The sequence below is a fragment of the Mycobacterium sp. genome (assembly GCF_025965855.1).
Taxonomy (GTDB): Bacteria; Actinomycetota; Actinomycetes; order Mycobacteriales; family Mycobacteriaceae; genus Mycobacterium.
In genome coordinates this window covers 1-12204 of record NZ_JAOPWB010000018.1, presented here as the reverse complement: position 1 = coordinate 12204, position 12204 = coordinate 1, and the positions used below count along the sequence as shown (strand labels likewise).

Annotated in this window: 10 protein-coding genes and 2 pseudogenes; 6 read left to right on the top strand and 6 right to left on the bottom strand. The window is 64.1% G+C overall.

Annotation, left to right across the window (positions count from 1 at the left end):
- Positions 1–1143 (top strand): annotated as a pseudogene (locus tag JWP83_RS01810) (hypothetical protein); the annotation flags it as partial.
- Complete coding sequence (locus JWP83_RS01805; protein WP_297725193.1) at positions 1140–2186, top strand: hypothetical protein; 1047 nt, start codon at positions 1140–1142, stop codon at positions 2184–2186. The pseudogene JWP83_RS01810 and the gene JWP83_RS01805, both read left to right, overlap by 4 nt.
- Positions 2187–2726: 540 nt before the next feature.
- On the opposite strand, the gene JWP83_RS01800 is transcribed toward JWP83_RS01805, so the two are convergent.
- A complete protein-coding gene (locus JWP83_RS01800; RefSeq protein WP_297725191.1) occupies positions 2727–3461 on the bottom strand; it encodes a hypothetical protein in 735 nt (244 codons plus the stop codon).
- Positions 3462–3518: 57 nt separating this feature from the next.
- Between JWP83_RS01800 and JWP83_RS01795 the strand changes: the two genes are divergently transcribed.
- The gene (locus JWP83_RS01795) at positions 3519–4151 is read left to right on the top strand and encodes a hypothetical protein (protein WP_297725189.1); all 633 of its coding nucleotides are present in this window, start codon (positions 3519–3521) and stop codon (positions 4149–4151) included.
- 125 nt (positions 4152–4276) lie between these two features.
- On the opposite strand, the pseudogene JWP83_RS01790 reads toward JWP83_RS01795, so the two are convergent.
- Positions 4277–4451 (bottom strand): annotated as a pseudogene (locus JWP83_RS01790) (IS256 family transposase); the annotation flags it as partial.
- 738 nt (positions 4452–5189) lie between these two features.
- Between JWP83_RS01790 and JWP83_RS01785 the strand changes: the two are divergent.
- A complete protein-coding gene (locus tag JWP83_RS01785; protein ID WP_297725187.1) occupies positions 5190–5927 on the top strand; it encodes a hypothetical protein in 738 nt (245 codons plus the stop codon).
- Between the two features lie 4 nt (positions 5928–5931).
- Positions 5932–6189, top strand: coding sequence for a hypothetical protein (locus JWP83_RS01780; RefSeq protein ID WP_297725185.1), 258 nt, complete (start codon positions 5932–5934; stop codon positions 6187–6189).
- A gap of 153 nt (positions 6190–6342) precedes the next feature.
- Here JWP83_RS01780 and JWP83_RS01775 read toward each other — a convergent pair whose 3' ends face one another.
- From JWP83_RS01775 to JWP83_RS01760, 4 genes are all read right to left on the bottom strand, one after another.
- Positions 6343–6672 carry an XRE family transcriptional regulator gene (locus JWP83_RS01775; RefSeq protein WP_297725197.1) on the bottom strand — a complete coding sequence of 110 codons (330 nt, stop codon included), beginning with the start codon at positions 6670–6672 and terminating at the stop codon, positions 6343–6345.
- Positions 6669–7016 (bottom strand): type II toxin-antitoxin system RelE/ParE family toxin, encoded by a 348-nt coding sequence (locus JWP83_RS01770; protein WP_297725183.1) that lies wholly within the window; start codon positions 7014–7016, stop codon positions 6669–6671. The genes JWP83_RS01775 and JWP83_RS01770 overlap by 4 nt, the downstream gene beginning before the upstream one ends.
- Before the next feature lie 46 nt (positions 7017–7062).
- Positions 7063–8304, bottom strand: coding sequence for a site-specific integrase (locus tag JWP83_RS01765; protein WP_297725181.1), 1242 nt, complete (start codon positions 8302–8304; stop codon positions 7063–7065).
- Positions 8305–8386: 82 nt separating this feature from the next.
- Positions 8387–8572, bottom strand: a complete 186-nt coding sequence (locus JWP83_RS01760; protein ID WP_297725179.1) for a helix-turn-helix domain-containing protein — start codon at positions 8570–8572, stop codon at positions 8387–8389.
- Positions 8573–9080: 508 nt separating this feature from the next.
- On the opposite strand from JWP83_RS01760, the gene mobF reads away from it, so the two are divergent.
- Positions 9081–11915, top strand: a complete 2835-nt coding sequence (gene mobF / locus JWP83_RS01755) for a MobF family relaxase (protein WP_297725177.1) — start codon at positions 9081–9083, stop codon at positions 11913–11915.
- The last annotated feature ends 289 nt before the right edge of the window (positions 11916–12204 follow it).

Sequence of the window (12204 nt, the reverse complement as noted above, 5' to 3'; positions counted from 1 at the left end):
TTCACCGATGTCGTAGAGATGTGGGCAGGGGACCCCGCACCGGGAGTACCAGCCTTTAGCGGCCGCAAAGACGCGGCCCGAACCCAGATGCGCGCTCTGGTCAAAGCCCAAAACGACGCCACCAACGACGAACGCACAGCACGCGACAGTCTCAGCGAGACCGTCAACGCCGCTCGCGCCGAAGCCAACAACGCCCGATGGCACGAACTCGACGCACCCGTCGTGGTGCGCATCCGCGAACTCCAAGAAAGTCAGCTCGTGGCGGAGGCCGAAACACTAGGCCGCCGAATTCGGGCAATGGCCGAATCGGCCAGCGGGGATCTGGCCACCATGGACACCCACCGCTCAATCCTCCGCGACGGCCTTCTCTCCCTATGCCGCGAACAGCGCCGACTCCTGAGAGAAGTGTCCATGTCGTCCCGATTGCCCTCCGGACTGGGCGATCTCACCGGACAACCAGCTATCAAAATCCGCTTCGAAGACGCCCCCGACGACGAAGCCTGTGGCCGGCTCGCCGACCGAGTCGACACCTGGGCCGCAGAACTGGCCGCCAACCCCAAACACGCGTCCTCGGCCGAGGTGCGGGCCCGCTGGCTTGCCGACGCCGTGCGCGACACAGTGCTCGACCGCAGCCGCGCCGGCGCCTGGTCGATCGAAATCCTCAAGCCGCGCATCGACGGACAAGTCATCTACTGCCCGCCCGATCGCATCCCACACGAATTCTCCGGCGGTCAGGTCCTGACCCTGGCCGTGCTGGTCTACTGCGCTCTATCCCGGGTACGGTCGGCACACCGGACCGGGGGAGCCAGGCCGCCGGGCACGCTGCTGCTCGACAATCCGTTCGGCGCGGCATCGGCCGAAACACTGATCGAAATGCAACACCGGTTGGCCGCCCACAGCGGTCTGCAACTGATCTGCGCAACCGGACTCAACGATGCCAACGTGGACACCGCCTTCTCCGGTCCCGGATCCGTCATCATCAAACTCCGAAACGACGGCGACCTCAGACGCAACCTCTCATTCCTGAGGCTGCGCGCCCGCACGGTCGACGGCGTCGACATCGCCGCCTCGATCACCGCCGGCCGCCCCGCCGATGCTCAAGAGAACTGGGTTGACGCCACACGGTACGAGATCCGCGGATGACGGCCAGACCAAGCGAAATCGCCGCGCTCGCAGACGCATTGACCGCCGCAGGCAAGGTGCGCATCCCGCTCAGCGAGCTTCGGTTGCTGTGGTCGACGGTCGCACCCAGACTGGTCGGGGACCGCCAGCAGACTGCCGCCCTGGCAATAGCCCTTACCGAGCTGAGCACGCGAGGGGAGGTGCAGCTGCCCGCCAGAGCATGGGACAGCTCGACCTCACCGCCGCTGCCACGTTCGATCACCGTGCCGATCGCACGCCACAACGCACGCGTGCGCTCCTGGATCGACTTTCCGTGGTGCGCCGAATTGGGCTGGGTCGCTTCACTGCCGACGCTAACCGACGCCCGCTTCAACGACCTCGTCGCGATCAACACCTGGCTTGCACAACATCGCGCCTGCTGCACGCCGGTACTGCCGATGCGGTACCGCTCCGCGCAAGTGTTCGGCGACGAGAAACGATTGGAGGCGATGGCAAGGACCGGACTCTTCGGGCCTGGCCGACTCAGTATGGATTTGCTCGCATGCCAGCGCCTTCCACCGCCACTGGCCGCCGTGGAAGTGGGCACGGGCCCGGATGTCCTTGTGGTCGAAAACAGCGACCCGTACTGGATGGCGATCGAGGCGCTGCGGACCGGGGCCACACATTCGATCGGGTTGGTCGCGTGGGGGTCTGGAAACTCGTTTCCGTCGCAGATTCCCACACTGAGCATCGACGTCGCCGGCCGCGGGCCCATACGAGGAACCGTGTGGTACTGGGGCGATATGGATCCGGAGGGCCTAACGATCGCCGTTGAAGCCGCCAAGGTTGCCACCGCCGACGGCGGACCTGCCATCCGGCCCGCCACCCGGCTGTGGGATGCAATGGCCGACAGCCCAGTGCAAAGCTGCGGAAGTGTCGATTGGCCGCCCGCCGCCGGGCAACACTGGCTGGGCACCGAACTGTTCGACCGGCTCGACGTCGTTCGCCAGGCACGCGGCCGCGTCGCACAGGAGTCGGTCCCGCCAAGCGTGATCGTTGAGTGGGCCGTGACGCTCGTTCCGTAAGGGAGCTGGCCCGATCACCCGCGGCCCAATTGGTCTGGAACCCTCGCGCACCAACTTCGGCGAGGCGCACCGGCTAGCGCGCACACCGAACGGTGACTTCCAGGTCTTCTTCAACGACCCTACCGCTGAGCGCGGTCAAGCCTTGTCAAGTGACACCTCGCAGGGATGCGTCGGCTACTTCTTCGTCGGCGGGGGAGGCGGTTTTCCGGTTTCTACCGTCTTTGACCGACCAGGGTCGGGCTGGCGCCCACCCGTAACACGCTTCTTTGGTGGCGGTACTTCTCTCGGAACCCCTGTGATTCGCTTGCTCGGGGGCAGGTCTCCCTTAGCCACGACTGCGTCCCCTACTTCTTTTCGGTCTTCGGTGGCGGTGGCGGTGGCGGTTTTCCGGCTTCCGTCTGATGTGACCGCGGCGGCGAAGGCTTACGCTGCCGAGTCTCGACTGAATCGGAACGGAGCTCCCGTGTCTCGACTGGCGCGCGACCGCGGTCGGATGCTTCGGCCATCAGAGGCCCCCTCATCGCTACAGTTGCTCGCTTACTACTTCAGCCTATCTAGCAACTTGTCGTCGGGAGCGACAACTCGCCGCGCAAATACCTCCGTGTCCTCATCGCTGTACTTCCCAAGCTGCTTTTCGGAGAGCGCAGTCATGAGCTTCAATTCGAGCATGCACGGACTGAACTGTCGGCGTTCCAGATGCAGCAGAACTTCGTCGGAGACCGTTTCCCCTGGTTCGATCCACTCGTGTTCGGTCAGCACCGAGAATTGGAGGGCCTCCTCGGATGCATCCGGGCCGCCCCCTTCATATTTGACTTTCTCCCAGGTGACTTGGCGGTGCCACTCGCCAGCCGGAAAGCCAACTTCTAGCCCAGATCCGAACTGGTTTATCGCGACTTTCGCTGCGCCAATGTTTTTCACTCTGACCCGGACGTGGAGGACGGTCATCCCGTCGATTCGACGCCACTCTCCGTCCAGCTCGATGCTGAGACGAGCAACGAAGGTCCGTCCGCGGGCAAACTTGAAATACGCCCAAATGCCACCTGCAACTACGGCCACCGCGGTGACGCTGCTGCTGATGCCGCCCGTCACCTTGTTGAACGCCTCGGCGGTGGGCGACTTCCACAGATAGGGGCCTACGACATTCCAGAGGGCCAGTGCCAAGGCCCATCCGGTGGCGACAAATGCAGCGTAGAGCACCCAATGTGAGTCCTGTGTTCGTCGCCAGACCTTCAGTGCTCGCTTCCACACGATGAACAGTGTGGACCGCATCGCCATCAATCGCGCAGTGCAACGCGCCCGAGACCGTCGGAACGCACAGCTAACGTCGTAGGTATGCACGCGTATGTGAAACACACCGGGGCCTGGATGCCATGGGACGTGATGTACGACAGCGACGCCGGCGACCGGTTGCGCGAATGGATCCGCGAGAACGTCGATGCAGACCACCTCAAGAAACGCGTTGTCATCACCCCGCAGAAAAGCGGCAACGTAATCGACGATCCCCCGATACTTGCCGCATTGGCGCGCAATGCTCCGTGGCACGGCAGCCGAAACCCCGGACCTTCCCGTCACGGGCTCGTCGTTTCTGCCTGGCCGCTCGAACCCACACTTCAGCTATGTATCAGTCGGGCTCATAACTCCACGCTGGTGGTGTTCCAATGGGGTGACCGCCTACAGCTCGACGGGTGGGCGACCGCGGTGAGGGCATTCAACGCGGCAACAGGCGAACCAACACCGGCGCTCGATGAGGCACTCGATAAGGAGTTCCGCTACCTGCTGATGTACAGCAGCGAACTTGGCCAGGGCGCGCAGAAGGGTGAACAACGCCATATCCCGCAGGCGTCGATGTCCACGTTCAAGCGGGCCGGGCTATCCGAGAACTTCGTCGTCACATACTGCATCGGCCTCGGATACAGCGGCGACCACCGGAACATCCGCAACCACTACCAGGCAGCCAAGCCGTAACCGTCGGGAGTCCGCAATGCGCTTTGAAACGCCAACACCGCTGCCGTCGATTGCCGAGCTGCCGCAAGATAGCCGCGGCTTCTACGCTCCGGGTCTATCGAAAGCTGGTGTAAATGGCGGTTTGCCTAGCCTCGCTTGAGGTCGGGCATTCTGTCGCCGAATGTTACTGCCAGTGCGTTGAGAGCGAGTTTCCAGCGCTCTGCCCACCGGGTTTGGCCGGCCTTTGGGATCAGGCGCGCGGGTGAGAGCCAGATACAGGCACTTCAACGCGGCAGCCTCTGACGGGAAGTGGCCGCGGGCGTAGAGTGACTCAGTCGCGTTGGTACTACACAGGCACTGCACTCGGGGAAGCGAAAATCCTTGAATATCAATCGTTATGGATAATGACGATTGTTCACGAAAAGCGCGGCTGAGACCGCGAGGCGACTGTACTTGTCGCTCAATGGGTTTGGCCACGGATTTGGACACCAAACACGGTGGAACCGATGCGAACAAGCGGGACGGGGCGAGGCAGCTTGGACAGCTGAACATCGCTGACCTGCAATTATGAGACCGGGTGCATCGGATAAGACCGCGACCGGTTAGCTCATAACCCAGAGGTCGCAGGTTCGAATCCTGTCCCCGCTACCAGCGGAAATGGCCCCCGGAGAACACTCCGGGGGCCATTTTCATGCCCAATGGGAACACTTTTGGGAACATTAGCATCGCTAATGACTTGTCGGGAAGCTGATTGGGAACCGACCGTGCCCGCTCTGATATGAGGAAGCCGAGCCTCGCGCTGCACGATTTGGCCGTCGTAGCCCGTTGCTGGCCACCACCAGCCTGCTTCCTCTACGGAGGTACGAAATTCGATTGCCGAAGGCTCCCGCGGAGAGGGATCATGGCGCACGGCCCAAGTAGGTCATCGAAAGGGAGGACGCGGGCGCAGCGATGGCTGCTACATACGAGATCCGGGATGACGTCATCTGGCCGAGCGACCTCTTATTGCCGCCTCGGCCGCCGAAACTTGTCTACCTCGACATGCTGGGTTGGATCAACATGGCGGAGGTCGAAGCGGGAAAGACCGCGCCGGCCGGGTATGTCCGGCTCCTCGAAGCGTGCCGGCGAGCCCGCGCCGATGGTCGGGCGTTGTTTCCGCTGTCGTCCACGACCGCAGCCGAGCTCTACAACATCGCGGATATCGAACGGCGTAAGGCCCGCGTCGTGGTGATGGAACAGCTGTCCGGGTTTAACTACCTGCTGGGGCGCCCTCAGATCCAAGAGCTCGAGGTCGAGGCCGCGCTCAACAAGATCCCAGGCGTGTCGATCGCACCCCAGGGCCCGATCGCGCTTGTTGGGCCGAGCTTGCTGTGGTCATTCGGCAAGCGCGGTGGCCTCGTGACCAACACGCCAGATCCTGACGCAGCGGCCACGCATATCTGTGGGGCATTGGGTATAGATCCTGGCGACAATGCTTGGGTGAGCTTGGAGCGCTGGGCTGAGCGTCAGTTGCTCACAGGGCCTGACGACCATGACGATCCCGCCCTGAGTGCCGCCGGCTACGACGCCGCTGGGTGGCGGAACATCTTGGAGAAGCGCGCCGAGCAGGAGCGCTACCTCGTGCAGCAGCTCGACGCGGACCCCAAGCTGCGGCAGGGCCGATTGCGGGACGTGATCAATGCACGGGAAATGAGCATTGAGCTGATCGACGTGATCACCAAGGTGACGATGGCGATGGGCACGTCGATCGGGGAAGCTCCTGGATCACGACCGCAGCAGGCTCCGCGACTTCAGTGATGCCATGCCCTCGACGCGCGTAGCTACGTCGCTGAAGACGATTTATCACAAGAACAACCAGCACGCCTGGACGCGGAACGACATCCATGACATCGACGCGCTGTCGATCGCGGTGCCGTATTGCGATGCGGTGTTCACCGATAAGGCAGCGCGCGACAAGGTGATCAGCTGCACCGAGTTGGCGGTGTTCCACACCGAGATGCCGCGCAAGCCTGAGGATCTGGCCGACTGGCTCGACGATCTGCCCGCGCCGGGCCAGTGATTCAACGATTCCAGATCCGCGCGGGCGTAGGTTTTGATCGCCGAGGGATTGAACGCGTGACCGGCCGCCGTCGAAGACATATGCACTTCGACACAACTTGAGCCACCGTCATGGTGCTGGGCGGTAGCGGGCTCACGACGCGGAAAGGGGTCGTCAAGCAGATAGTTCGACGCTGCTCTCACCGAACTCGGCAACGATCCGCAAATGGCCACCGAGCGCAGCGACATAGGACTGCAGTGTCCCGAGTTCGGTGTGTGACAAATCGCCGCTTTCCAGCTGCGACACGCGCGCCTGCGATACCCCCATCAGCGCAGCGACATCGGCCTGACGGGCGTGGCCCTGAGCCTTGCGGATCTTGGCTAGGCGGTGGGCCTGGACGGCGTCGTGCATCTCTTTGCGCGCAGCGTCGGCACGCTTCGGGTCCAGCCGACCCTGTGCGATCGCGTCGGCGCGAACCTCGCGCCAGTTACGTGCCATGGCTATCCACCTCCTTCAGTCGCTAGCCAGTTCTCGTACCGCCGTTCGGCGATCGGAATGTTCTTGTCGTACCAGCTTTTCCAGGTGCCCGCTTTATCGCCGCCGAGCAGCAGGATCGCCTGTCGGCGTGGATCGAATATGAACAGTATCCGGATGCTTGTACCGGCCGGCCGCAGCTCCTTCAGGCTGTGGAACTTCGATCCGTTCACGTTGTCCACCGTCGGGCGACCCAAGGTTGGTCCCTCCAGCTCAAGCAGGTCGATGGCACCGGTAACCGCAGCCATCGCGTCGGCGTCGAGAGTGAAGTACCAGTGTTCGACCTCCTCGAGCAGGATGACGTCCCACGACATCGACATTAATATAACCTCAGCATTATACGCAACATTCCATCAGGGGTTAGCGCTCGCTGGTCTCGTCATCGGTATCCCAGGCATTACCGAGCAGGAAGCTCGCGGCCTGCTCGGCGGCTTCGCGGTCGTCGTTGCCCAGGACGTGGGCGTAGGTTTCCAGGAAGAACCCGACATTAGCGTGGCCGATTCGCTCGCTGATCACCTTCGGGCTGATACCTGCGCGCAGCGCACCGGTGGCATACGAGTGCCGCAGATCGTGAAATGTGATGCGCAACAGACCGGCCGCGGCCGCCAGGCGGTCGAATCGTTGTCGGATCGAGTCCGGATGCAGAGGGCGGCCGTCCTCGTAGGTGAATACATAGTCGCCGGGGTGGTAGTCGTCTCCGAAGAACGCGCGCTCCTCTTCCTGGATTTTGCGCCAGCGGCGCAGTGCGTCGACGGTGGCGTGGTCGATTGAAATCGTCTGGTCGGCGTTGCGTGTCTTACCGCCAGCCTTGTCGCGGGCCTCGCCGCCAACCACGACACGGTTGTTGTGCACAGTGATTTCGCCCCTGTCGAGATCTACGGCGTCCCATTTCAGACCGCAGACTTGGCCACGTCGGATGCCGGTGGTGAGTTCCAAAAGGAATAGGGCGGCGAATCGGTCATGGCGCACCGAGGCAAGGAAAGTCCGGATCTCCTCAGGCTTCCACACCTGCCGGCGAGTTCGCGGCCGCCGCGGTGGCTTGACATTGCTAGCCGGATTGTCGGTGAGGTATTTCCAGGCGACGGCGTCGACGAGGGCGCGGTGAAGGAAGGCGTGGACATTGCGGACTGTCTTGGGCGCCAGGCCCGGCGAAACCGGCTTGGGAACTATGCCTGAGTGATATCGCCGCACCGCGGTTCGGGCCGCGTGAATGGTCGTGTTGCAGGCCTCGGACACCTGGCGGGGTGTGGGTTCATTGCCCGTGGCGCTGTTCGTCGACCAGTACTCGTACATCACGGTGTCGTTGTCACACTTGACGCGGCCCTCGGCGAGCAACTTCGCGTAAAGCTGCAGAAGCGCTGGTTCGTCGAGCCGTTGCAGACGTTCGGCGCCGATATGCGGGATGACGTAGGCGCGCGCATAGTCGCTCCAGCTGCGCCACGTCGTCGCGTCGAGTGTGGGTTCGACCGCGGTGAGCCACTCGGTCAGAAATTGCGCGACCGTGCGGGTGGACGGTTTGACGACGCGGCCACGGTCGGCCTCCCGCATCGCTTCGCGGCAGGCCTTCCAGGCTTCCCGCTCGGTGTCGTAGTGGTGATCCATGGATATCCGCCGGTCGACGGATCACGCTGGGGAACGCGGAATTTGTAGTACCACTTGGAGCCCCGCTGGTACACAGCGCCTTTCACGAAGCCAGCTCGCGAAGGCCGGCGGTCACTACATGGACGCGGCCGCCGAGCCGGCGGACCGGCAACTCTCCGGAGGCCACCAGTCGGTAGGCCGCGGCCCGGCTGATTCCCAGCAGCTGCGCGGCCCGTGGCACCGCGAGCAGAAGGGGCAGGTCGTTGAACACGTTGTCTTCCAATTTCATTCACCACCCTCCGAAGAGTCGCGTCGGGAAAGGGCTTGTCGGACGCGCCGCATGCACGGTGTAAGGTTGTCGCCCTGTCGGCTTCGCGCCTCGGAGGGCCGTTGATCGCCTGGTGTCACGAAAGCTCCCAACACCACTGTAATTCTCTGCGGTGACGCTCCGTGCAGAACTTTTGCGCTCCGCTTGGTGGGTTCGCGCGGCGGCGCCTTCGGCACAACTCGAGGCGGCCGCGCGATACGTCCGCCTGGACCAGCACACGACTACCACGCTTGTCCCCAACCCCCCCGCAATCCACAATCCCAATCCTTCCCATAACATCCCAAAAATACTGCCTCCGTTACACTTACGCTCACGCGTATCACCGCATCCCACAGTCGATCACCGCCCCCAAATTCTGCACGGCACATTGGCACAAGTGGTGCAATACTGATTTGGGGTGCGCTGAACGCCCCCCAAATCCGATCCGCTGCAGCTGATTTCGCTGGCTGAGGTTGTAAGGTGGTCGCCGGTGTTGACGATCTCGCCGCTATCGCGTTGGAGCATCAACTATTACAACGACACCGCCCGCCAAGCTAGGCAGATTGGCCTGGATCGCCAGCGTGCCAACGGGGGGCTGGGGGAGTATTACTCCGAGGGCGACACCCGGGAGCCGACCTGGCTGATTGCCGGCGACGCCGCCCGGACCGTGGCGTTGGTCGGGCTGGATGGGCGCGCCGCTGACGGGGGTATGGCTGATCCCGATGTCGCGGCGCGCTGGCTTGATGAAGGTATTGCGCCCAACGGCGTGGCAGGACGCGGTTTTTCGAAGGGCAGCGTGCACGGGTTCGACCTGACTTTTGCCGCCCCGAAAAGCGTGTCGCTGTTGCGGGTGTTGAGTGACGGCACCGGGGAGAAGGCGATGCAGGCCGCCCATGAGCGGGCGATCACGGCGGCGATCACTTATCTGCACCAGCACGCCGGATACACCCGAGTACACAACCCGCTTACCGGCACCAAGGACCTGCAGCGGTTGCCTGGGCTGGTGGCGATCGCCTACCAGCATGAAACGTCGCGCTGCGGCGATCCACACCTGCACACCCACGTCATCGTCCCCAACCGCCAGGCCCGCGCCGACGGTGCGCTGGTGTCGATCGACTCGAAGTCGCTGTATCACGAAGCCAAAGCCGCCGGCATCGTCTATCAAGCGACGCTGCGCCACGAGCTGCACGCAGAGCTGCAACTGGAATGGGGTGCGGTGGACCCGTTTAGCGGGATGGCCGAGGTCGCTGGCGTGACCCCGGCGTGTATCAAGGCGTGGTCGCGGCGCTCCACCCGGCTGCGCGAATGGGCGCACAACAATCTGGTTGTCGTCGAGGGTGAGCCGAGCGCGCAGCAGCTGGCCGCCGCGCAGAAAGCCACCCGCCCGGCCAAGCCGGAGTCGACATCGTGGGCCGAGCTCAAACACGAGTGGCGCGCCGATGCGCGGCGTCTGCACCTGGACCGCGCCGCACATCTCGAGGCGCGCACCGCGCGCCGCGCCGCCGCGCGCTCGCGGCTCCGCGCACGGTTGGAGCGCGTGGTCGCTCAGATTGACAAGGCCGCGTTCACGCGCGCCGATCTCGTGGAGCTGGTCGGCGCGCTGCTGCCGGTGGATGCGCCGGGGGATCCGCGCGATCTGATCGAGCAGTTCGTGGACAGGCTCGGGATACGCGTGAGCGCGGCGCGCGAGGCGCATCACCGCGAAGGACACGAGCTGTTCACCGTCGAGGCGGTCATCGCCGAAGAGCAGCGCATTTTCGACATGGTGGATGAGGCCGACACCCGCGCACGGCTGGATGTGCGCACCGCGGACCTTGAGGGCCTATCTGCTGATCAGGCGCGCGCCATCGCCAACATCGCGACCTCGCCGTATTTGGTGCAGCCGCTGCAAGCCCCGGCCGGTGCGGGCAAAACACACTCGTTGAACGCGCTGCGCGCCGCGGCGCACCGCACCAACAAGGGCGTGCTGGTGCTCGCGCCCACCGGGAGGGCTGTCGATGAGGCGATGCGCGGCGGGGCCGGCGACCGCGGTTTGACCGTGGCCAAAGCACTCCATCTCATCGACGACGATCAGCTACGGCTCGACCGGCGCACGGTGATCGTCATCGACGAGGCCTCCATGGTCGCCACCCCCGAGCTGCGACGCCTCCTTGAGGTAAGCACGGCCGCACGCGCCAAAATGCTCCTCGTCGGCGACGCCTATCAACTGTCGCCGGTCAAAGCCCGCGGCGGCATGTTCGAGCAGCTCTGCGAGGACTTGCCTTGGTCACACCGCCTCACCGAGGTGTGGCGCATGCGCGACCCCGCCGAACGCGATGCCTCGCTGGGGCTGCGGTCAGCCCGCGGCAACCGGCTACGCAAAGCCATCGGCTGGTACCGCAACCACGACCGCCTGCACACCGGGGACGCGATCACCATGGCCGCCGACGCCACCACCGCCTACATCACTGCCCGCGCCGCGGGCAAAGACGTCGCGATCCTTTGCGACACATGGGAAATCGCCGACGCCATCAACCAACGCCTCCACGACCGGTTCACCAACTCCGACGCACCGAGCGTGGAGGTGGCGCGAGATCAGCAGGTCCGCGCCGGGGATCTCGTCCTGACCCGGCACAACGACGCCTCCCTGACCGTCGAACCCGGCTCACACTGGCGCCGGGGTAATCGGATCGACCAGGTCCGTAATGGCAACCGCTGGCGCGTGGTCAGCGTCAACGCGAAAAACAAACGAATTGCCGCCGAGCGGCTCACCGATCGGGCCCGGGCCATCTTCGATGGCGACTACCTGCGCGAGCACATCACCCTGGGCTACGCCGGCACCGTGCACTCGGCCCAAGGCATGACCGTCGGCAACTCGAACCACTACGGTGTCTGCTGGTCGATTCTGTCCGATCGCGCCAGCCGTGCGATGGCATACGTCGGGATGACGCGCGGCCGCGATGAAAACCACCTCGCCATCTATCCGGCTGTCATCAACGAAACCCACCAACACCACCACGGCGCGGACACCGGCATCCACCAGACGCGCCGCGGCACCAAACACGCTGCCGCCCAGGCTTTCCACATCATGCTGACCGCCAACGACGACCCCGTGGCCACCATGCACAGCGTCGCCGCGCGTACTGACCGCGAACTGCTGCCCGCCGCCGTGGCGGCCCTACTGCACCGCAACGGCCAACGCCGCGCCGACCGTGCGCAGGCCTGGCGTCAGCACACCGCCCAAAACCGTGCCCGCGATGCGGCCTACCAACGCTTGACCGCCACCAGACAGCAAGCCGCCCAGCGCCAACGCAGCCGCGATCGGGGCTACGGCCTTGAACTTTAAGACCCGCAACGGCTGTTCTCCCGCTGCTGGCCACGTCGACTTCGTAGTCTCTGCCGTGGCGGCTACCGTCCGCTGACGCTCCGTCCGTTGCCACAAATCCGGAGACTCGTCGTGTGAGCCGTACCAGTTCAGCAGAGTTCACCGACAGCATGTGGTGAGGAATTTCTTTACTGCTATTAAAGACCTACCGGCGTTTCCGCGGCTTGGCGCTGCGGGTGCGTCGGTAGGGTCCGCGTCCGGACCGGTGTGGTCTGACTCGTTTCTTTACCGGCCACGAGCGTTGTGGTGT